The sequence below is a fragment of the Terrirhizobium terrae genome (assembly GCF_030323265.1).
GTDB lineage: Bacteria > Pseudomonadota > Alphaproteobacteria > Rhizobiales > Rhizobiaceae > Neorhizobium.
Genome location: NZ_CP104992.1, coordinates 1,070,733 through 1,090,800, shown reverse-complemented (window position 1 = coordinate 1,090,800; position 20,068 = coordinate 1,070,733). Strand labels below are relative to the sequence as shown.

Annotated in this window: 20 protein-coding genes and 2 pseudogenes; 11 read left to right on the top strand and 11 right to left on the bottom strand. The window is 61.2% G+C overall.

The genetic code is table 11. The features are described 5' to 3' along the window. Window positions 1-22: 22 nt before the first annotated feature. The 5 genes and pseudogenes from rimM to N7E02_RS13360 all read right to left on the bottom strand — a co-directional run. Window positions 23-577 (bottom strand): annotated as a pseudogene (gene rimM, locus N7E02_RS13380) (ribosome maturation factor RimM); the annotation flags it as partial. A 108-nt stretch (window positions 578-685) separates the two neighbouring features. Then, window positions 686-1,060 carry a 30S ribosomal protein S16 gene (gene rpsP, locus N7E02_RS13375; protein ID WP_286582448.1) on the bottom strand — a complete coding sequence of 125 codons (375 nt, stop codon included), beginning with the start codon at window positions 1,058-1,060 and terminating at the stop codon, window positions 686-688. Between the two features lie 149 nt (window positions 1,061-1,209). After that, entirely contained in the window at window positions 1,210-1,518 is a 309-nt protein-coding gene (locus N7E02_RS13370) for a chorismate mutase (protein WP_286582446.1), read from the bottom strand. Window positions 1,519-1,530: 12 nt separating this feature from the next. Next, entirely contained in the window at window positions 1,531-3,105 is a 1,575-nt protein-coding gene (gene ffh, locus N7E02_RS13365; protein ID WP_286582445.1) for a signal recognition particle protein, read from the bottom strand. Between the two features lie 294 nt (window positions 3,106-3,399). Continuing rightward, complete coding sequence (locus tag N7E02_RS13360) at window positions 3,400-3,972, bottom strand: DUF6620 family protein (protein WP_286582443.1); 573 nt, start codon at window positions 3,970-3,972, stop codon at window positions 3,400-3,402. Between the two features lie 156 nt (window positions 3,973-4,128). Here N7E02_RS13360 and N7E02_RS13355 point away from each other — a divergent pair, with 156 nt between their 5' ends. The 4 genes from N7E02_RS13355 to N7E02_RS13340 all read left to right on the top strand — a co-directional run bounded on the left by N7E02_RS13355 (window position 4,129) and on the right by N7E02_RS13340 (window position 6,601). Next, window positions 4,129-4,374: a type II toxin-antitoxin system VapB family antitoxin gene (locus N7E02_RS13355; protein WP_286582441.1), complete on the top strand. Its 246-nt coding sequence runs from the start codon at window positions 4,129-4,131 to the stop codon at window positions 4,372-4,374. Continuing rightward, window positions 4,374-4,811 carry a type II toxin-antitoxin system VapC family toxin gene (locus N7E02_RS13350; RefSeq protein ID WP_286582439.1) on the top strand — a complete coding sequence of 146 codons (438 nt, stop codon included), beginning with the start codon at window positions 4,374-4,376 and terminating at the stop codon, window positions 4,809-4,811. Before N7E02_RS13355 ends, N7E02_RS13350 begins: the two co-directional genes overlap by 1 nt. Window positions 4,812-4,874: 63 nt before the next feature. Continuing rightward, window positions 4,875-5,960 (top strand): MBL fold metallo-hydrolase, encoded by a 1,086-nt coding sequence (locus N7E02_RS13345; protein WP_286582438.1) that lies wholly within the window; start codon window positions 4,875-4,877, stop codon window positions 5,958-5,960. A gap of 53 nt (window positions 5,961-6,013) precedes the next feature. After that, on the top strand, window positions 6,014-6,601 hold the full coding sequence (locus tag N7E02_RS13340; protein ID WP_286582437.1) for a biliverdin-producing heme oxygenase: 588 nt from the start codon (window positions 6,014-6,016) through the stop codon (window positions 6,599-6,601). Window positions 6,602-6,620: 19 nt separating this feature from the next. Here N7E02_RS13340 and N7E02_RS13335 read toward each other — a convergent pair whose 3' ends face one another. Then, window positions 6,621-7,292, bottom strand: a complete 672-nt coding sequence (locus N7E02_RS13335; RefSeq protein WP_286583811.1) for a spermidine synthase — start codon at window positions 7,290-7,292, stop codon at window positions 6,621-6,623. Between the two features lie 159 nt (window positions 7,293-7,451). Between N7E02_RS13335 and dapF the strand changes: the two genes are divergently transcribed. The 6 genes from dapF (at window position 7,452) to N7E02_RS13305 (ending at window position 13,898) form a co-directional block, all read left to right on the top strand. Continuing rightward, window positions 7,452-8,354 carry a diaminopimelate epimerase gene (gene dapF / locus N7E02_RS13330; protein WP_286582435.1) on the top strand — a complete coding sequence of 301 codons (903 nt, stop codon included), beginning with the start codon at window positions 7,452-7,454 and terminating at the stop codon, window positions 8,352-8,354. Beyond that, the gene (mtaB, locus tag N7E02_RS13325; RefSeq protein WP_286582433.1) at window positions 8,351-9,631 is read left to right on the top strand and encodes a tRNA (N(6)-L-threonylcarbamoyladenosine(37)-C(2))-methylthiotransferase MtaB; all 1,281 of its coding nucleotides are present in this window, start codon (window positions 8,351-8,353) and stop codon (window positions 9,629-9,631) included. The genes dapF and mtaB overlap by 4 nt, the downstream gene beginning before the upstream one ends. 19 nt (window positions 9,632-9,650) lie before the next feature. Next, a complete protein-coding gene (ftsY, locus tag N7E02_RS13320) occupies window positions 9,651-11,309 on the top strand; it encodes a signal recognition particle-docking protein FtsY (RefSeq protein ID WP_286582432.1) in 1,659 nt (552 codons plus the stop codon). 54 nt (window positions 11,310-11,363) lie between these two features. Further along, the gene (locus N7E02_RS13315; protein ID WP_286582430.1) at window positions 11,364-12,017 is read left to right on the top strand and encodes a septation protein A; all 654 of its coding nucleotides are present in this window, start codon (window positions 11,364-11,366) and stop codon (window positions 12,015-12,017) included. A 5-nt stretch (window positions 12,018-12,022) separates the two neighbouring features. Further along, complete coding sequence (locus tag N7E02_RS13310) at window positions 12,023-12,601, top strand: DUF2585 domain-containing protein (RefSeq protein WP_374730721.1); 579 nt, start codon at window positions 12,023-12,025, stop codon at window positions 12,599-12,601. Between the two features lie 217 nt (window positions 12,602-12,818). Further along, a complete protein-coding gene (locus N7E02_RS13305) occupies window positions 12,819-13,898 on the top strand; it encodes a GGDEF domain-containing protein (protein WP_353622884.1) in 1,080 nt (359 codons plus the stop codon). On the opposite strand, the gene N7E02_RS13300 is transcribed toward N7E02_RS13305, so the two are convergent. The 5 genes and pseudogenes from N7E02_RS13300 to ccmA form a co-directional block, all read right to left on the bottom strand. Beyond that, window positions 13,895-14,524 (bottom strand): DsbE family thiol:disulfide interchange protein, encoded by a 630-nt coding sequence (locus tag N7E02_RS13300; RefSeq protein ID WP_286582428.1) that lies wholly within the window; start codon window positions 14,522-14,524, stop codon window positions 13,895-13,897. The two genes, N7E02_RS13305 and N7E02_RS13300, sit on opposite strands and share 4 nt — an antisense overlap. Further along, window positions 14,502-14,687, bottom strand: a complete 186-nt coding sequence (gene ccmD, locus N7E02_RS13295; protein WP_286582426.1) for a heme exporter protein CcmD — start codon at window positions 14,685-14,687, stop codon at window positions 14,502-14,504. The genes N7E02_RS13300 and ccmD overlap by 23 nt, the downstream gene beginning before the upstream one ends. A gap of 1 nt (window position 14,688) precedes the next feature. Continuing rightward, window positions 14,689-15,446: pseudogene (locus tag N7E02_RS13290) on the bottom strand (heme ABC transporter permease). A gap of 60 nt (window positions 15,447-15,506) precedes the next feature. After that, window positions 15,507-16,166, bottom strand: coding sequence for a heme exporter protein CcmB (gene ccmB / locus N7E02_RS13285; RefSeq protein WP_092999586.1), 660 nt, complete (start codon window positions 16,164-16,166; stop codon window positions 15,507-15,509). A 251-nt stretch (window positions 16,167-16,417) separates the two neighbouring features. Further along, window positions 16,418-17,077: a heme ABC exporter ATP-binding protein CcmA gene (gene ccmA / locus N7E02_RS13280; protein ID WP_286582424.1), complete on the bottom strand. Its 660-nt coding sequence runs from the start codon at window positions 17,075-17,077 to the stop codon at window positions 16,418-16,420. 272 nt (window positions 17,078-17,349) lie between these two features. Here ccmA and acnA point away from each other — a divergent pair, with 272 nt between their 5' ends. Further along, the gene (gene acnA / locus N7E02_RS13275; RefSeq protein WP_286582423.1) at window positions 17,350-20,043 is read left to right on the top strand and encodes an aconitate hydratase AcnA; all 2,694 of its coding nucleotides are present in this window, start codon (window positions 17,350-17,352) and stop codon (window positions 20,041-20,043) included. Window positions 20,044-20,068 lie beyond the last annotated feature (25 nt).

Below are 20,068 nucleotides of genomic sequence, written 5' to 3'. Positions count from 1 at the left end.
TCCTTGTCCCTGGACTTGCCCTTGGGGGGAGACCGAAACCCTTCGCGTCATCGTCGGGGTTCTCGATCAGGCCGGCGGCCTCGGGGTCGATGAGAATTCTGCGTGCTTCCAGGTCAATCTCCAGAACAGCAGCCTCGGAGAATGGAATGAGGGCAGGGCGGCGGCCCGGTCCTTTAAGCTCCAGAAGATCACCGGCGCCGAAATCGAAGACCGCGCTGACCGTGCCGTAGCTCTTGCCACTGGCGTCGACGGCCTCAAGGCCTTCGAGATCGGCATAGTAGAACTCGTCCTCCTCCAGTTCCTCGTCCGGCAGGTTCTCCCGTTCGACGAACAGTTCAAGGCCGTTCAGGGCTTCGGCGGCATTGCGGTCGTTGATCCCGCGGAAGCGAACGATGACGACGGTCTTCGCCTCACGGATCTCGAGGATCTCGAAAACCCGGCCGTCTTCGGCATAGAGATTGCCGTAGTCACCGAGCGCTGTCGGATCATCGGTGAAGGAGCGGACACGCACCTCGCCCCTGAGGCCCTGGGCTGCGCCGATCGTCGCCATGAGGATGGGGTTTTCGAGCTTTGTCATCCGATCTTTCCATTTGGCTGCGCTCATTTAATCAGACAGCCACGAAATGCAAACAGCAAAACGGGCGGCGCGTCACCGCACCGCCCGTCCGTCATGAAGTCGCAGCTATTATTCTGCGGAAGCTTCGGCAGCAGCTGCCTTTGCGTCTTCGATCTTCTGAGCCTTTTCAGCAGCGCGCTCGGTAGCCTTCTTGCCCGGCTTTGCCTTTTCCGGGTTGTTCTTGGCTTCGCGGGTCGCGATGTTGGCGTCAGCGAGGAAGCGCAGAACGCGGTCGGTCGGCTGGGCGCCCTTGGCGATCCATTCCTGGATGCGCTCGGCCTTCAGCTCAACGCGCTTTTCGTTGTCCTTGCCGAGCATCGGGTTCCAGGAACCAACGGTCTCGAGGAAACGGCCGTCACGCGGCGAACGGGCGTCGGCAACGACGATGTGGTAGTACGGGCGCTTCTTGGAACCGCCGCGAGCGAGACAGATCTTCAGGGACATTGCTTTACTCCTTGGTTGCCGATGGCCGCTTTCGGGCGGGTCGGGTCTTGTTTGGGGCCACCATCCGGTGGGCCATTTGGTGTTACGGGCCGCCTTCGGCGGGCCGCGGTTTGTGTGAGGCCGCCGTCAGACGGGCTCGGTTCATGCTGTTATTTCGCACCGCCGTGTTCGGCGGCGATGGCTTCATGGTGCCGGATGACTTCCTTGATGACGAAGTTCAGGAACTTCTCGGCGAAATCCGGATCCAGATTGGCTTCCTTCGCCAGACGGCGGAGGCGGTCGATCTGGTATTCCTCGCGCGCCGGGTCTGCCGGCGGCAATTCGTGCTGGGCCTTCAGGACGCCCACTTCCTTGGTGCAGCGAAAGCGCTCGGCCAGCATGTGCACCAGAGCCGCGTCGATGTTGTCGATCGACTGGCGGTAGCTCGAAAGCCGGGCCTTGATCTCGGGGTCAACCATCGTCGCTGCTCCTTACTTCTTCTTGCCCGGCAGGCCCGGGAAACCGCCGAGGCCGGGGAGCTTGGCTCCACCCAAACCAGGAAGGCCGCCCATTCCGCCGGGCAGGCCGCCGCCGGGAAGACCCGGCATGCCGCCCGGCTTCAGGCCCGCTGCTTCCGCCTGCTTCTGCAGGGCTTCAAGCTGCTTCGGATCCATCTTCGACAGGTCCGGCATTCCGCCCCCAAGGCCACCCATGCCCATCTTGGAGGCAAGGCCGCCCATCATCTGCTTCATCATGCCGCCCTTGCCCTTGCCGCCCATCATTTTCATCATGTCGGCCATCTGGCGGTGCATTTTCAGAAGCTTGTTGATTTCCGCAGCATCCGTGCCCGAGCCGGCAGCGATGCGCTTCTTGCGGGAGTGTTTCAGCATGTCCGGGTTGGCGCGCTCTGCCTTGGTCATCGAGGAGATAATGGCGAGCTGGCGGTCGAACATCTTGTCGTTCATGCCGGATGCGGCGAGCTTGTCCTTCATGCCGGCCATGCCCGGCATCATGCCCATGATGCCGCCCATGCCGCCGAGCGACTTCATCTGCTTCAGCTGTTCGGACAGGTCGTTCAGGTCGAACTTGCCGGACTGCATCTTCTTGGCCATCGCAGCGGCTTTTTCCGCGTCGATGTTTTCGGCGGCCTTCTCGACCAGCGAGACGATGTCGCCCATGCCGAGGATGCGGTCGGCGATGCGACGGGGATGGAATTCCTCCATCTCCGTCATCTTTTCGCCGACGCCGATCAGCTTGATGGGCTTGCCGGTAACGGCGCGCATCGACAGCGCTGCACCGCCACGGCCGTCGCCGTCCATGCGGGTCAGGACGAGGCCGGTAATGCCGACGCGCTCATCGAAATTGCGCGCCAGATTGACGGCATCCTGACCGGTCAGAGAGTCAGCGACGAGCAGGATTTCATGCGGATTGGACTTCCGCTTGATCTCCGCCATTTCCTGCATCAGCGGTTCGTCGATATGGGTACGGCCGGCAGTGTCGAGGATGACGACGTCATGGCCACCAAGTTTTGCTGCCTGCACGGCGCGGGCGGCGATATCGGTCGGCGACTGGCCGGCAATGATCGGCAGCGTGTCGACTTGCGTCTGGACGCCGAGCTGGCGCAACTGTTCCTGGGCTGCCGGACGGCGCGTATCGAGCGACGCCATCAGCACCTTTTTCTTCTCGCGATCGGTCAGCCGCTTGGCGATCTTGCCGGTCGTGGTCGTCTTACCCGAGCCTTGCAGGCCGACCATCATGATGACGACGGGGGCGGCTGCGTGAAGATCGATGCCGACGCCTTCGGAGCCGAGCATCTCGACCAGCTCGTCATGGACGATCTTGACGACCATCTGGCCGGGCTTGATCGACTTCAGGACCTCGGCGCCGACCGCCTTTTCACGGACCTTGTCGGTGAAGGCGCGCACGACTTCGAGCGCCACGTCGGCTTCCAGGAGCGCGCGGCGAACCTCGCGCAGGGCGGCGGACACATCCGCTTCGCTCAATGCGCCACGGCCGGTCAGTCCATTCAGAATGGAGCCAAGACGGTCCTGGAGGTTTTCAAACATCGTGTCTTCCTTCTTCGCTTCCGGGGAGGTCTCAGAAACGTCGGGTCTTTTGCCGGCAAAAACAAGACGCCCAAACGCGGGCAAAGCCAAAAAGCACCCGAGGGCGCAACGCGCTGTCGGATGTTGACCTCCGGGATCGATTTATACCTCGAGGGGTCCCGGTCGGTGGCTCCAAGTCTTGTAACTTGTCAGCAGATCGCCGGGCTTAAACAGGAAATGGGACGGAGAGTCAAGGTCCGCGGGCTGTTTTGCCGGCGGTTTGGGCCGCCGTCCAGCGAGGGCGGCCCCGGAGGATCACTTCTTGGCGTAGCGGGCGGCGTATTCGGCCTTGTATCTCGCTATGCCGCTACTCAGGCTCGCGGCTTCCGAATTGCCCGACATGCTTCTTTCACGCAACTGGCCGATCCAGTAAGCGCCGTCCTGGCTATATTCGTAGACAGTCAGCCCATGTTCTTCCAGAACCTTCTGCGGATCGATGCCGGCATCGGTGGCGGCCTCCATGTGACCGGTGACGCGGGCATAATCGTCGAAGCTGGCAAGCTTACGCTTCGTTTCCTGCGTACTGGCGGCAAAGCGGCCGGCATTCAGGTTGCTGAAGGCCTGGCCATAATAGGTGATCAGCTTGAAGTCCTTGTCGTCCTTCAAGGCCTTGGTGAAGGTCTCGTTGACCTCCTCGAACTGCTGCTTGTCGATCGAGAGCGTCTTCAGCACGTCGTCTTCGCTGGTCTTGTTGGAAAGGCGCGCCGCTGCAGAAGCCCATTCATCGAAGGTTACGCCGTGGACCGGCGCGGGGATTTCCTGGGCGGAAGTTACAGTGGCGAATAGCGAAATTGCGCCGGCGATCATCATTGTCTTGAGAAAATTCATTATCTGTCCATTAATTGTTGCGCTCTGAGCGCCGGGAATATGCATGGCCTAAATAGGCGCAGTGCAGCCTCAAGCAAGGCGCTGCCGTTGCTTGCGAGAATATTCATTTGGACTATATTGAATATTCATTTGGTTCCTTGTGGGTGGAGCAACGCCATGTCTCTTTATATACGCGATCCCAAGGTCAACGAGCTGGCTGATGAAGTCATGCGACGGCTTGGTACCAAGACCAAGACGGAGGCAGTGCGCGTGGCGCTGGAAAGCGTTTTGAAGCAGGCGGACGAAGTGCTTTCTGTCGAAGAGCGAGTCAGGCGAATTCAGGACCGGGTGGCTGCAAGGATGGGCCCATTCAATGTCGAGTTCGACGAAAAAGCGTATATGGACGAAATGTGGGGCGAGTGATGTTTCTCGATGCGTCCGCGGTTGTCGCTATCCTTACCCGTGAGAATGATGCGGCTGAGCTGCTTTCGAAAATATCCGCATCCCGTAGTCCTATCCGCTATTCATCAATTACAGTCTTCGAGGCCGTCATCGCCATCGCGCGCAAGAATGCCATCACTGTTCATGGTGACCAACGCCCCACACCGCCGCATATGATCGAAGAGGCCCGACAGGATGTGACCGCTTTCATGGCAAGCATCAACGCCACCGAAATCGATCTCCCTGTCGGCCTCCACGAGACTGCGCTCAATGCCGCAAAGACTTACGGTCGCTTCGTCGACCATCCGGCAAAACTCAATTTTGGCGATTGCTTTGCTTATGCCGCGGCGAAAAACCTGAAAGTCCCGCTGTTATATGTCGGCGACGATTTCTCGCGGACGGATATCGAGGTCGCGTGAACGTGTTCACATCTTGCGCATCGGCTATCTCCCCTTGACGTAACCTCCTGTTACACAAGTTCTATGAACAGACGCGCATTTTTCAAATGGACCGGTCTTGTAGCCATTGCCACGCTTGCCGGCGGTGTTACGGCAAGGAGTGCCATGGCTGGCAACAAGTATTATTCCGGTCCAGTTTCCGATCATTTCGACGGGACGCATTTCTTCAATCCGGGTGGTGAAGAGCCGCGCGGTGGGCTCGATCTGCTGCGCTGGAAATTCGGCAACGGCAATATTCCCTGGCCGGATACGTTTGCCAGCCCGTTTCCGCAGGCGGTGCCGGAAACACGCGTCACCGGCGATCGCATCGTAGTGACGATGATCGGCCACGCCTCGATGCTGATCCAGGTGGCGGGCCTCAATATTCTGACCGATCCGGTCTGGTCGGAGCGCACGAGCCCCTTCAGCTTTGCCGGGCCGAAGCGGGTCAATCCGCCGGGCGTCCGCATCGGTGATCTGCCGCCGATCGATATCGTGCTGGTCACGCATAACCATTATGACCATCTCGATCTCGAAACGCTCTGGGTGCTGCAAGGGCGCGACAAGCCGCATTTCGTCACGCCGCTCGGCAATGATGCGATTATTCGCACACGCGTGCCGGATGCTAGGGTCACGGTGATGGACTGGGGCGGAAGCGAGACGGTCGGGCCGGGCGTCATCTTCCATTGCGAGCCCTGCCATCACTGGTCGGCGCGGGGATTGGGCGACCGGCGTCAGGCGCTTTGGGCAGCCTTCGTGTTCGAGACGCCTGCGGGAAAGATCTACCATATCGGCGATACCGGCTTTCACGACGGGATCAATTATCGCGCCGTCGGCGAGAAGCATGGGCCGTTCCGACTGGCCAACCTGCCCTTCGGCGCCTATGAGCCGCGCTGGTTCATGAAACCTCAGCACCAGAACCCGGAAGAGGCGGTCGAGGGCATGCAACTTTGCGGCGCCTCCTTCGTTGCCGGTCATCACTGGGGAACAGTGAAGCTGACGGACGAGGGCATCGAGCAGCCGGTCGATGCGCTGCATGCGGCACTCGACGCCCGTGGCATTGCCCAAGAGCGGTTCCGGCCGATGCGGCCGGGTGAAATTTTCGAGGTTCCGGGTCCACGTCCGGCTTGACGTGACCCGGTTCGATTTGCTTCATGGGAAAACATGAGTGTGTGAGGAAAGAAATGCAGATCGAGCTCGAACGTCCGACGGAAGCCACCCGCATCCAGCGCCTGAAGGCGTTGACGACCGGCACCCATGACACGCTCGACAAGCGCATCATGCGGGCGGAACCATTCGCCAGCCGCGAGCGCTATGCTCTTTTCCTCGACGTTCAGCACAATTTCCACGCCGATGTGGCGCCGCTTTATGCATCCGCCGAACTCAATCGTATCCTGCCGGGCCTCGCCGACCGCTGCCGTCTGGAAGCGTTGCGGCAGGATGTGCTGGATCTCGGCGGCGTGGCGGATGATCTGCGTTCGACCACCGGTCCGCTGAGCCCGGCCGCAGCGCTCGGCTGGGTCTATGTCGCTGAAGGCTCAAATCTCGGTGCTGCCTTCCTGCGCAAGGAAGCGGCCAAGATTGGCCTGTCGGATGATTTCGGTGCCCGCCACCTTGCCGGCCATCCGGATGGCCGCGGCCTGCATTGGCGCAATTTCGTCGCTGCCTATAACGACCTGCCGCTGACCGAGGCCGAAGAGTTGGAAGCAGCGGAAGGCGCCAAGGCCGCGTTCCGCCGCGTGCATGGTCTGGTCGAAGAGATTTTCGGCTAAGCCTTTTTGACGGGGCGCTTCAGCGTTTCGTCGCTACCCAGATTACATGTTTTGCACCACGCTTGCCATTCGCCCGGGTGTTTACGACTTCGGTGTCGTAACCGCAGTTGTCGAGGCGTTTCGTGAAGGCACTGTCCGGGCCGGATGACCATACCGACAGGACGCCGCCCGGGCGTAGTGCCTGATGGGCAGTGCGCAAACCGCGCGTATTATAAAGCGCGTCGTTGCTCTCCCGCGTCAATCCGTCCGGACCGTTGTCGACATCGAGCAGGATGGCGTCGAACATGCTCTTCGATCCGCGGATGGGCTCGCCGACATCACCCTGATAGATTTTCGTGCGCGGGTCGTCGAGGCAACCCTTGAATACTTCCGCCATCGGTCCGCGCGCCCACCGGACGACGGCTGGAACCAGTTCGGCGACGGTGACGGTGGCTTCCGGTGGCAGAATCGAAAGTGCGGCGCGCAGGGTGAAACCCATGCCAAGCCCGCCGATCAGGATGGATGGCTTGGGGCGATCCTTGATCTTTTCCCAGGATAGCGTGGCAAGCGCTTCTTCGGATCCGCTCAGCCGGCTGTTCATCAGCTCGTTCGATCCGAGCATGATGGAAAATTCCTGGCCGCGCTGCTTCAGCCGCAGCTCGCCGCCATCGTCCGGTATCTTCGCGCTGTCCAGTTGAACCCAGGGGAGCATGATCAAAGCCTCTTTTTGCGGCTCCCCTAACACGCGACGGGGCGGCGCGCCAATCTTTAGGGCCATGTACCGGCACTGGTAATTTGTGGCACTTTCGGCCATATACGCCTTGAAGAAGCGGGCCATTGTTGGTTTGGCGCCCGCATGTGGATCAGCATCATGGCAGGACAGGTCGAATTCGCGCGCATGAACGGGCTTGGCAACAAGATCCTGGTCGTCGATATGCGCGGTCGTACCGACAAGGTGACGGCTCAGGCAGCGATCGCGCTCAATGCCGATCCCGCGACCCAGTTCGACCAGATCATGGCGATCCATGAACCGAAGGCTGAAGGCACTGATGCCTGGATCGACATCCTGAACTGCGACGGCACCAAGGCGCAGGCCTGCGGCAACGGCACGCGCTGCGTGGTGCAGGCGCTGGCCTCCGAGACGGGCCGCAAGACCTTCACCTTCCAGACCGTCGCGGGCATCCTCAACGCGCAGGAACACGAGGACGGTACGATTTCCGTCGACATGGGCAAGCCGGTGTTTGCCTGGGACAAGATCCCGCTCGCCGAAGAATTTTTCGACACCAGCCGCATCGAGCTGCAGATAGGGCCGATCGACAAGCCGATCCTGCATTCGCCAGCCGCGATGTCGATGGGCAACCCGCATGCGATCTTCTGGGTCGACAAGGATCCGATGAATTTCGACCTCGAGCGTTTCGGCCCGATGCTGGAAAACCATCCGATGTTCCCGGAAAAGGCTAATATCACGCTTGCGCAGGTCACATCGGGTGACTCGTTGCGCACCCGCACATGGGAGCGTGGTGCGGGCCTGACGCTTGCCTGCGGTTCCGCCGCCTGCGCCGCTGCCGTATCCGCCGCCCGCACCGGCCGCACGGGCCGCAAGGTCACGATCGATGTCGCCACGGCACCCACGCGCCAGCCGCTCGTCATCGACTGGCGGGAAGACGATCATGTCGTCATGACCGGCCCGGCCGAATGGGAATGGTCGGGCAAGGTCGATCCCGAGACCGGCGCCTTTTTCCGTGACGAAGAGCCAGAGGTGAAGGTCAATTGAGTGGCGTCGAAGTCATAACCTTCGGCTGTCGGCTCAATACCTATGAATCGGAAGTGATGCGGGCCGAAGCCGAAAAGGCGGGGCTCAACAATGCCGTGCTGGTCAATACTTGCGCCGTCACCGGCGAGGCCGTGCGCCAGGCACGCCAGGCGATCCGCCGGGCAAGGCGGGAAAACCCGCATGCGCGCATCATCGTCACCGGCTGCGCGGCGCAGACGGAAAAACAGACTTTTGCGGACATGGCGGAAGTGGATGCTGTCCTCGGCAACGAGGAGAAGCTGAAGAGCACCTCCTATCGCGGCCTGCCGGATTTCGGCGTTTCGGCGGAAGAAAAGCTGCGCGTCAACGACATCATGAGCGTCAGGGCGACCGCGCCGCAGATGGTCAAGCATATCGACGGGCATGTGCGCGCCTTCATCCAGGTGCAGAACGGCTGCGACCATCGCTGCACCTTCTGCATCATTCCCTATGGCCGCGGCAATTCCCGCTCGGTGCCAATGGGCGCCGTCGTGGAGCAGGCCCGCAGGCTGACGGAGAGCGGCTATCGCGAAATCGTGCTGACCGGTGTCGATGCGACGAGCTACGGTGCGGATCTGCCGGGCCAGCCGACATTGGGTTATCTCGCCAAGACATTGCTGAGGCAGGTGCCGGACATCCTGCGCCTACGTTTGTCTTCGATCGACAGCATCGAGGCGGACAATCATCTCTGGGACCTCATCGCCGACGAGCCGCGCTTCATGCCGCATCTGCATCTATCGCTGCAGCATGGCGACGACATGATCCTGAAGCGGATGAAGCGTCGTCACAGTCGTGCCGAGGCGCTGGCCTTCGTCGAACAGGCGCGGCGGCTGCGGCCCGGGATCACTTTCGGTGCCGACATGATCGCAGGTTTCCCGACGGAGACGGAAGATATGTTCGAAGGTGCGGCGACGCTGGCGGAAGAGGCCGGTATCTCCTTTCTGCATGTCTTCCCCTACAGCCCGCGTCCCGGCACACCGGCAGCGCGCATGCCGCAGGTGGGTCGCGCGCTGGTGAAGGAGCGCGCAGCGAGGCTTCGTGCGCGCGGCGAGGCGCTGCATCATGCGCATCTCGAACGGATGATCGGCACCGAGCAGGTGATCGTCGTTGAAAACAACGGCATGGCGCATACGGAAAACTTTTCGCTGGTTGCAGCGCCGGGGCTGGTTCCCCGTGACATTCAGCGCGTTATGATTACAGGACATAACGGCAAATATCTCGACATGCGGGTGATGGCTGCCCACGAGCAGGCGGCCTGACCGAAACGGATTGTAAGTAATGGTAAGCTTCATCAAACGCGTCTTCACCTTCGGCGACAAGCCCGTCGAGAAACCGACGGAGACGCCCGTTGCGGAACAGGTGGCCAAGCCGGCGCCGGAAGCCGCTGCCGTCCAGGCCGAGCTGGAGCCGAAGCCTCGGGACGAGGATCTGCCGATCGCGCCGGTTGATCCGGTGACGCCAGTGGAAATGGAAACAGCCGGCGGGCCTTCGGATGATGTTGCCGAAGATACGGCGGATGATGATGAGGCCGCTGCGGTTCTTCCCGGTGTCGAGGAGACGTCGGAGCTTGGCGTCGTGCCGCTCTCCTTGCTGGAGGCCGAGGCTGAAGCCGAGACGGCCCCTTCCGCGGAAACACCCCCTCTGCCCTGCCGGGCATCTCCCCCACAGGGGGAGATCACGGATGCGCCATTGCCGGCTGCATCTGGCCTGGGTGCGGAGGCTGGAGAAGACGCGGAGGAGACGCGCGATCCCTCGGGCAGGTCCGCAGTAAGCGGCGATGCATCGTTTGATCGCGACGGTATATCGGCGGGTACTTCGTCTGAGGTCGGGCAGAGCGCGAGCCCCTTGCCGATCTCCCCCTGTGAGGGAGATGTCCGGCAGGACAGAGGGGGTAGTGCTCCAAGTGCGAGCGAAACCGTATCCAATGAAATCGCAGAGCCCGTCCTCCCGAAGGGCTTCTCCACCTCGAAATCCGAGCCGGAAGTCGCAGCCGTCGTGCCACCGGCAAAACTGACTTGGTTCCAGCGCCTGCGCGCGGGCCTTGCGCGCACCTCGTCGCAGCTCACTGGCCAGATCGCGGCACTGTTCACCAAGCGCAAGCTCGACGACGAAACCTTGGAAGACCTCGAAGACTTGCTGATCCAGGCCGATCTCGGCGTCGAGACGGCGATGCGGATTACCGGCACGCTGTCTTCCGAACGCTACGGCAAGGATGTGACCGGCGAAGATGTGTCGCGCATCATGTCGGCGGAAATCACCAAGGTTCTAGCGCCGGTCGCAAAGCCGCTGCAGCTGGACCTCAATCACAAGCCGCATGTCATCCTCGTCGTCGGCGTCAACGGTACCGGCAAGACGACGACGATCGGCAAGCTGGCGGCGAAGCTTTCGGGTTCGGGCCTCAAGGTCATGCTGGCCGCCGGCGATACGTTCCGGGCCGCTGCCATCGAACAGCTGAAGATCTGGGCTGATCGCACCAATTCCGAATTCATCGGCACCAAGCTCGGCGCGGATGCGGCGGGTCTCGCCTATGATGCCTATGTGCAGGCGAAGGAAAAGAAATCCGACGTCCTGATCATCGACACGGCCGGTCGTCTGCAGAACAAGGCGGAGCTGATGGCGGAACTGGAAAAGATCGTCCGCGTTCTCGGCAAGCTCGATCCCGATGCGCCACATACCGTGCTGCAGACGCTCGATGCGACGACCGGGCAGAACGCGATGAACCAGGTGGAAATCTTCCGCAATGTCGCTGGCGTCAGCGGGCTGATCATGACCAAGCTGGACGGCACGGCGCGGGGCGGCATTCTGGTCGCCATCGCTGCCAAGCACAGACTGCCCGTTTATTTCATCGGCGTCGGCGAGGGCGTTGATGATCTTGAGCCCTTCGAGGCGAAGGATTTTGCCGAAGCGATTGCTGGGCTCGCGCCCGCGCCGCATTGATGACACAGAAAGACGATCTGGCTCCGCGCAACCATAGATTCTAAGTTGGACCCCATGCAGACGATCGAAAGCGATACCACGCCGACCAAGGAAGAGAAGCAGCATCCCGGCCTGAAAATGGCGCTGGAGCTCGGCCCGCTTCTGGTGTTCTTCTTCGGCAACCTGCGCGGCGAGTGGCTGGTCGGCAAGTTTCCGGCGCTGTCAGCGATCGGCGGCCCGCTGCTCATCGCCACCGCACTGTTCATGGTCGCGACCGTGATCTCGCTCATCATTTCCAAGATCGTCTTCAAGCACCTGCCGGTCATGCCCTTCGTCTCGGGCATCGTGGTGCTGGTGTTCGGATCGCTGTCGATCTGGCTGCAGGACGAGACCTTCATCAAGATGAAGCCGACCATCGTCAACACGCTGTTTGGCGTGCTGCTGCTCGGCGGTCTGTTCTTCGGCAAGTCGCTGCTCGGCTATGTCTTCAATTCGGCTTTCCAGCTGGATGCCGAAGGCTGGAAAAAGCTGACGCTGCGATGGGGCATCTTCTTCTTCTTTCTCGCCATCCTCAACGAGGTCGTCTGGCGCAATTTCTCCGACGAGACCTGGGTCAATTTCAAGGTCTGGGGCACGATGCCGATCACCATCCTGTTCACGCTGTCGCAGATGCCGCTGATCATGCGGCACACCGTTCAGGACGCAGCTGTCGTCGAGAGTGAGAAGTGACGATCCTGATTCCGGGCGAGACACATTCCGCCCGGCGCTGGCTGGTTGTCGCGCTTGCTCTTTTCCTGGCCCAGATCGTTATCCTCTATGCGATGGGCCGCATTCCGATCTGCGAATGCGGTTATGTAAAACTGTTCGAGCCGGGGGTGAATTCTCCCGGCAATTCGCAGCATCTGGCCGACTGGTACACTCCCTCCCACATCATCCACGGCTTCCTGTTCTACGGGCTCGGCTGGCTCATCCTGCGCCGTGCGCCGCTTTCGGCACGCCTGTCGCTCGCGGTGCTGATCGAGGCTGCCTGGGAGATCGCAGAGAATTCGCCCTTGATCATTGACCGCTACCGTACGGCGACGATGGCGCTCGGCTATTCCGGCGACAGCATCCTGAACTCGGCAATGGATACGGTGTTCATGGCGCTCGGCTTTCTGTTCGCTGCGCGCGTGCCGGCCTGGGCCACGGTCGTGATCGCCATCTGCTTCGAGCTTTTTACCGGCTGGCTGATCCGCGATAATCTCACCCTCAACGTGCTCATGCTCGTCTGGCCGGTGGAGGCGATCCGGACCTGGCAGGGTGCACTCGGCTGAGGCTTGCTCATGAAGGGTTTTCGCTTCCGGCTGACGTCAAATTGTTAAGGTTCCAAGCCTAGGAGTACCGGCTGATATCGATGGGAGCATGATGGCTTCCACTGCAGGGTCCGATGGAACAGACCGATAATTTTGCTTATTTGCTGCCGTTCATCTTTTTTGTTTTCGGCACTATTTTCCTGATCGCCAATCGCTGGTCTCCTGGCTCTGCCCGCTATTGGGGGCTCGGTTACATCTGCGCGGCACTGGGCTTTGCCTTTCCTCTTCTGGCTTACTGGTTGCCGTTTCCCATCCAGGCGATCTTTTCCAATCTGCTCTTTTTGCGGCTTTCTTCTCCTATGGCCAGGCGCTGCTTGTCCGCTTCAAGCGCCCTACCTGGTTCTGGACCCGCTTCGAGTTCGCGATCGGTGCCTTCGCCGTTGTCTGCTGGCTGATCGTCGTCCGTGAAGATCTCAGGTCGCAGCTCGCGATCGGCGATGCGTCGCTGGCCGTGCTGCTTGCCATCTCCATTGTGGCCGTGTGGAAACATGCCCGCTCCCCGATCGACCGCATGCTGGTCGGCACGGCATCGCTTGTGGTCGCAGAGACGGTCGTGCGGGTCGCCGTGCTGCTGGCTTCGACCTCGGCCGGCGATTTCGCGTCGCTCGACCAATTTTTCGTGTCCGACTACGCCTTCCTGATGCAGGTCTTCGCCAGCATCGTCGGCTTCGTCATGGCGCTGACGGTGCTTGGCTCTGTCGTGGTGGACGTCGTGACCGGCCATCGACGCGCCGCCGAACACGATCCGCTGACCGATCTTCTCAACCGGCGCGGTTTCGAGCAGGCGCTGCCGCAGGCAGTCGATGGGGCTTTCCCGGCCGGTGCGGTGATCATCGGCGATATCGATCATTTCAAGCAGGTCAACGACCGGTTCGGTCATGCGGCCGGAGATCACGTCATCATCGGCTTTGCCGAGCGCCTAAAGGCGAGCTTCAAGAATGCGTCGGCGATAGCGCGCTTCGGCGGCGAGGAATTCGTTACCTTCCTGCCGGATGTCAGCCGCGCGGATGCGGCCGACATGGCCGAGGAGGCTCGGCTCGCCTTCGAGGCGCTGGACTGGAGCGGGCAGGGCGTGCTGGGCTCGATCACGGCGAGCTTCGGCGTCTCGACCACGGCGCCTGGCGACCATTCGGTGCATGACGCGATCGCGCGGGCGGATGCCTGCCTCTATGTGGCGAAGAATGCCGGGCGCAACCGGGTGATCAGCGAAGGTCAGAGGCCGCCGGATAGTCCGCCGACGCTTAGGGTTGTGTCCTAAGAACCGGCCTTGGCCGAAGCCTTCTCGATCGCCGGCATCAGGTCCTGCGTCAGGCTGCGCTCATCGAAGGGGCCGACCTTCTTGTAGAGGATCGTGCCGTCGGGGCCGACGAGATAGCTTTCCGGAATGCCGTAGACGCCCCAGTCGATTGCCGCCTTGCCGTTCGGGTCGATGCCGATCGCCTTGTAAGGGTTGCCGAGTTCGCCAAGGAAACGCAGCGCATTGTCGTTGCGGTCCTTGTAGTTGATGCCGACGATATTGAGGCGGCTGTCGTTCGCCAGTTCCTTGAGGATCGGGTGCTCCTGCCGGCAGGGCACGCACCAGGAGGCAAAGACGTTGACCAGCGTCAGCTTGCCCTTCATCGCAGCATCATTCAGCGCCGCGGTATTGGAGCCTTCCAGCGGCGGTAGCGTCAGTGATGGCGCGGTCTTGCCGATCAGGGCAGACGGGATGGCGGAGACGTCCAGCCCGTTGACGTCCTGGTCGTAGAGCATCTTGCCGGCGATCGTGGCGAAACCCGCAAAGACGGCAAGCGGAATGAGCGCCAGCGCGTAGCGGCGCGGCTGCGGCTTGGCTTCAGTTCGGTATTGTCGGCATCGGTGCTCATGCCGCGCCTCCGGTTTCATTGGGGGCCGCAGGTCGCGCCGAGCGTCGGCGGATGCCAGAGGCTTCGAGTTCGGCCAGCTCCTTTTGCCGGGCGCGGCCATCCAGCCACACCCAGGCGGTAAGACAGAGCGTGACGATGCCGGCGACGATATAGGACGCGCTGATATAGAAGAGGTGGGTCATATCAAGCCTCTTTCCCGGCCATGCGGGCAGCCATGCGGCGCTGGGCTGTGACGCGGCGGCGCCAGATCTCGTTGCGCATGGCGGCGACATGCAGGGTGAAGAACAGCATGGTAAAGGCAATCGCCATGATCAGCAGCGGCCAGAGGAAGGACTGGTCGATCGTCGGGCCATCCATGCGGATGACGCTGGCCGGCTGGTGCAACGTGTTCCACCAGTCGACGGAAAACTTGATGATCGGAATGTTGACGAAGCCGACGAGGATCAGCACGGCGGAAACGCGCGCCGCCTTGCCCGGATCGTCCATGGCGCGGTTGAGCGCGATCAGGCCGAGATACATCAGGAAGAGAACGAAGACGGAGGTCAGGCGCGCATCCCATACCCACCATGTGCCCCACATCGGCTTGCCCCAGAGCGAGCCGGTGGCAAGAGCAACCAGGGTGAAGGCGGCGCCGAGCGGCGCGGCGGCCTTGTGGGAGACATCCGCCAGCGGATGACGCCAGACAAGCGTGCCGATCGCCGACAGGGCCATCACCGTATAGCACATCATCGACAGCCAGGCGGCCGGCACATGGACATACATGATGCGCACTGTCATGCCCTGCTGGTAATCGCCTTCGCCGGAAAAGCTCAGGTAAAGGCCGATCGCAAACAGGATCGCGGTGATCGCAGCCATCCAGGGCAGGAGGCGCGCGGCGAGGCCCAAAACCGGGTCGGGTTGGCGAGATCGCTCAGTTTGGTGATCGCGAGACTGTCGGACATCGTATCTTCTACTCGATGGGGCTTCTTACTCGGCAAGCCGCCCGTTGACTTTGCTTCTAGTCAATCGGCTGCATTTCTCAAAGCCAGAGCGGCGCCTGCCGGACCGATTACCGCAAAAAACATCGTGATGGCCAGCAATATCAGGAAAGGCGGCATAAACGGGGCGGGATCCTGCACGGCGGCATAGGAGGCGCTGACGCCGAAGATCAATACCGGAACGGCAAGCGGCAGGACGAGGATCGAGACGAGCAGGCCGCCGCGCGGCAGCGCCACGGCGACGGCAGCGCCGACCGCACCGATGAAGGTGAGCGCCGGCGTGCCGACGAGCAGCGTCAGCATGGTCGCGCCGATCGCCACCTCGTCCATGTTCATGAACAGGCCGAGAAGCGGCGAGGCGATGACCAGCGGAAGGCCGTTGCCCAGCCAGTGCGCTAGGCATTTGACGAGCACCGTCAGCGCCAGCGGATGCTCCTGCATGAGAATGAGGTCGAGAGAACCGTCTTCGCGGTCGGTCTGGAACATGCGGTCGAGGCCGAGAAGGGCGGACAGGAGCGCGCCGATCCAGACGATGGCGGGGCCTATGCGGGAGAGAAGGTTGAGATCGGGGCCGACGCCGAAGGGGATGACTGCGACGACGGTCATGAAAAACAAGACGCCGATCAACGCGCCGCCGCCGGCGCGCACCGAGAGTTTCAGGTCGCGGAGGAGGAGGGCGGTCATCGGGTGGGCTTTCGGCTGTCGTTGCCTGCAGTGGGTGTCGGACTGCTGCCTTGGTGGATGGAGTTACCCCCTCTGCCCTGCCGGGCATCTCCCCCACAAGGAGGGAGATCACAACAGGCCTGACCTTCGCTTCTTTAAAAGTCGTGCGTTTTGCGGATAGGTGAAGGTGATCCTTTGAGCTTGCGTCTGGCCAATCTCCCCCTGTGGGGGAGATGCCCGGCAGGGCAGAGGGGGGTCGGTTGTGCAAACGATCACCACACATCCTCCATTACTCCCGCAAACCCTATCATCTTCAGCTCCTGCGCATTCTCCAAACCCAGCGGCTGGTGTGTAGCGGCAAGCACGATGCCGCCCTTGCCGAGATGATCCTTGATCAGCCCGGTAAAGACGTTCTCGGCGCTCACGTCGAGCGCTGCCGTCGGTTCATCGAGGATCCAGACCGGGCGCCAGGCGACGAGCAGCTTGGCGAAGGCCATACGGCGCTGCTGGCCGGCGGAAAGATAGCCGAAAGGCAGATGGGTGATGCCGCCGAGGCCGACAGCTTCCGCCGCCTCGCCGATGGAGACGCTCCCGAAGGGCGATCCCGCATGTCCCGCGAAGTCGCCGAGAAACTCCTTCCAGAAACAGAGGTTTTCGGAGACCGACAACTCGGCCTTCATCGCGTTGCGGTGGCCAAGGTAATGGCAGGCCTCGGCAGCGCGGATGCCGGGTTCGGAACCTTCGGAAACCCAGGTGACACGGCCGCTCTCCGGGCGCAGAAGGCCAGCGACCGTGCGCAGCAGGGTCGACTTGCCCGAGCCGTTGCGGCCGGTCAGGATAAGACTTTCGCCTGCACCTAGAGTGAAGGAAATATCCTTGAAAATCAGATCTTCACCGCGCCTGGCGCTCAAATCTTCGGCGGTCAGCCGCATTGCCTGGACCTTGTTTGGGTTTTCAATATCTAGCCGCAAAAAATCTGCCGTGCCCTGCGACAAAGGGTCTGGAAGGGTTCTTAGAAACTATCTATATACATGGCAACCACGCCAGCGGCCGGCGTGATTTCCACTCAGCGCCGGACCTGAAGACCAAAATCTTCTCGTGCGGACAGCGGAAATGGTCGCACCCGCATCCTATAGTGCATCTTAAAAGTGCATAGGTGTCCGCACGCGCGTGTTGGCTCTTGATATCAGCGGGGTTATAATCCGTGACCAAATCTATCGATAGCTTTCAATGTCGCTCCGTCCTTACCGTGGGCGGTAAGGACTATATCTATTACAGCCTGCCGAAGGCCGAAGCGAACGGCCTGCTCGGCGTTTCCAAGCTGCCTTTCTCGATGAAGGTTTTGCTTGAAAACCTGCTTCGCTTCGAAGACGGCCAGTCCGTTACCAAGGAGCAAATCCTTTCGGTCGCCGAATGGCTCAACAACAAGGGCCTGACCGAGGCCGAAATCGCCTATCGCCCGGCCCGTGTCCTGATGCAGGACTTCACCGGTGTTCCGGCGGTTGTCGACCTTGCCGCCATGCGTGACGGCATCAAGTCGCTTGGCGGCGATCCGGAAAAGATCAACCCGCTCGTCCCCGTTGATCTGGTCATCGACCATTCGGTCATCGTCGACGAATTCGGCACGCCGACCGCATTTTCCCGCAATGTCGAACTGGAATACCAGCGCAACGGCGAGCGTTACCGCTTCCTCAAGTGGGGTCAGCAGGCGTTCAAGAATTTCCGCGTTGTGCCTCCTGGCACCGGCATCTGCCACCAGGTCAATCTCGAATATCTCGGCCAGACCGTCTGGACCAACGAAGAGGACGGCGAGACTGTCGCCTACCCGGATACCTGTGTGGGCACCGACAGCCATACGACGATGATCAACGGTCTCGGCGTTCTCGGCTGGGGTGTTGGCGGTATCGAAGCGGAAGCCTCGATGCTCGGCCAGCCCGTCTCGATGCTGCTGCCTGAAGTCATCGGCTTCAAGCTGACCGGCAGGCTGAAGGAAGGCGTGACCGCGACCGACCTTGTTCTGACCGTCGTGCAGATGCTGCGCAAGAAGGGCGTGGTTTCCAAATTCGTCGAATTTTTCGGACCGGGCATGGACAACATGCCGCTCGCCGACCGTGCGACGATCGGCAATATGGGTCCCGAATACGGCGCGACGTGTGGTTTCTTCCCAGTCGACGGCGAAACCATCAACTATCTCACCATGTCCGGCCGCACCCATGACCGGATCGCGCTGGTCGAGGCCTATTCAAAGGCTCAAGGCATGTGGCGCGATGGCGATGGTTCCGACCTCGTCTTCACCGATACGCTGGAGCTTGATCTCGGCGATGTCGTGCCGTCGATGGCCGGACCGAAGCGTCCGGAAGGCCGCATTCCGCTGGAAAACATCGCGTCCGGTTTCGCCGGCTCGATGGATGCCGACTACAAGAAGCCGGGTCAACTCGATAACCGCTATCCGGTCGAGGGTGCCGATTTCGATCTCGGCCATGGCGACGTTGCGATTGCCGCCATCACGTCCTGCACCAACACGTCGAACCCGAGCGTGCTGATCGCCGCCGGTCTGCTTGCCCGCAATGCCGTTGCCAAGGGCCTGAAGACGGCTCCATGGGTGAAGACCTCGCTTGCACCGGGATCCCAGGTGGTCGGCGAATATCTCGCCAAGTCGGGCCTGCAGAAGGATCTCGATGCGCTCGGCTTCAATCTCGTCGGTTTCGGCTGCACGACCTGCATCGGCAATTCCGGTCCTCTGCCGGCGCCGATTTCCAAGACGATCAACGACAAAGGGCTCATCGTTTCGGGTGTTCTCTCGGGTAATCGTAACTTCGAAGGCCGCATCTCGCCGGACGTCCAGGCCAACTATCTTGCTTCGCCGCCGCTCGTCGTCGCTTATGCGCTCGCCGGAACGGTGCAGAAGGACCTGACAAATGAGCCGATCGGCGAGGACAAGGATGGCAAGCTCGTCTATCTAAAGGATATCTGGCCAAGCTCGCACGAGGTGCAGGACTTCATCCAGAAATACGTCACCCGTGAGCTTTATGAAACGAAATACGCGGATGTCTTCAAGGGCGACGAAAACTGGCAGGCCGTGCAGATACCAGATGGCGATACCTATGCCTGGGACGACAAGTCGACCTATGTGCAGAACCCGCCTTACTTCGTCGGCATGGGCAAAAAGGGCTCCGGCTTGAAAGATATCAAGGGCGCCCGCGTGCTGGGTCTCTTCGGCGACAAGATTACCACCGACCATATTTCTCCGGCCGGTTCGATCAAGGCGTCCTCGCCAGCCGGCGCGTATCTGACGGAAAACGGTGTCGCCGTTGCGGACTTCAACCAGTACGGCACGCGCCGCGGCAACCACGAAGTGATGATGCGCGGCACCTTCGCCAATATCCGCATCCGCAACCACATGCTCGGCCCGAACGGCAAGGAAGGTGGCTACACCATCCACTATCCGTCGAAGGAAGAGATGTCGATCTATGATGCGGCCATGAAGTACAAGGAAGAGGGCACGCCTCTCGTCATCTTTGCCGGTGTCGAGTACGGCAACGGCTCGTCGCGTGACTGGGCGGCAAAGGGTACCAACCTGCTCGGCGTCAAGGCCGTCATCGCCCAGTCCTTCGAGCGTATCCACCGTTCGAACCTGGTCGGCATGGGCGTCGTGCCCTTCGTCTTCGAAGAGGGTACGACCTGGGCTTCGCTCAACCTCAAGGGTGACGAGACGGTCACCATCGAGGGGCTGGAAGGCGACATCAAGCCGCGCGAGTGGAAGGTGGCCAAGATCACTTACGGCGACGGCACGGTGAAGGAGATCAACATTCTCTGCCGCATCGATACGCTGGACGAGGTCATCTACATGAACAATGGCGGCATCCTGCAGACGGTTCTGCGGGATCTCGCCGCTTAAGGCTCACACATAGCGCCCGCCGGTC

Bases quoted from the DNA above. Each gene is read 5' to 3' on its own strand.
- rpsP (WP_286582448.1), bottom strand. From the start codon at position 1,060: ATGTCCCTGAAGATCTGTCTCGCTCGCGGCGGTTCCAAGAAGCGCCCG.
- N7E02_RS13370 (WP_286582446.1), bottom strand. From the start codon at position 1,518: ATGGTTGACCCCGAGATCAAGGCCCGGCTTTCGAGCTACCGCCAGTCG.
- ffh (WP_286582445.1), bottom strand. From the start codon at position 3,105: ATGTTTGAAAACCTCCAGGACCGTCTTGGCTCCATTCTGAATGGACTG.
- N7E02_RS13360 (WP_286582443.1), bottom strand. From the start codon at position 3,972: ATGAATTTTCTCAAGACAATGATGATCGCCGGCGCAATTTCGCTATTC.
- N7E02_RS13355 (WP_286582441.1), top strand. From the start codon at position 4,129: ATGTCTCTTTATATACGCGATCCCAAGGTCAACGAGCTGGCTGATGAA.
- N7E02_RS13350 (WP_286582439.1), top strand. From the start codon at position 4,374: ATGTTTCTCGATGCGTCCGCGGTTGTCGCTATCCTTACCCGTGAGAAT.
- N7E02_RS13345 (WP_286582438.1), top strand. From the start codon at position 4,875: ATGAACAGACGCGCATTTTTCAAATGGACCGGTCTTGTAGCCATTGCC.
- N7E02_RS13340 (WP_286582437.1), top strand. From the start codon at position 6,014: ATGCAGATCGAGCTCGAACGTCCGACGGAAGCCACCCGCATCCAGCGC.
- N7E02_RS13335 (WP_286583811.1), bottom strand. From the start codon at position 7,292: ATGCTCCCCTGGGTTCAACTGGACAGCGCGAAGATACCGGACGATGGC.
- dapF (WP_286582435.1), top strand. From the start codon at position 7,452: ATGGCAGGACAGGTCGAATTCGCGCGCATGAACGGGCTTGGCAACAAG.
- ftsY (WP_286582432.1), top strand. From the start codon at position 9,651: ATGGTAAGCTTCATCAAACGCGTCTTCACCTTCGGCGACAAGCCCGTC.
- N7E02_RS13315 (WP_286582430.1), top strand. From the start codon at position 11,364: ATGCAGACGATCGAAAGCGATACCACGCCGACCAAGGAAGAGAAGCAG.
- N7E02_RS13300 (WP_286582428.1), bottom strand. From the start codon at position 14,524: ATGAAACCGGAGGCGCGGCATGAGCACCGATGCCGACAATACCGAACT.
- ccmD (WP_286582426.1), bottom strand. From the start codon at position 14,687: ATGACCCACCTCTTCTATATCAGCGCGTCCTATATCGTCGCCGGCATC.
- ccmB (WP_092999586.1), bottom strand. From the start codon at position 16,166: ATGACCGCCCTCCTCCTCCGCGACCTGAAACTCTCGGTGCGCGCCGGC.
- ccmA (WP_286582424.1), bottom strand. From the start codon at position 17,077: ATGCGGCTGACCGCCGAAGATTTGAGCGCCAGGCGCGGTGAAGATCTG.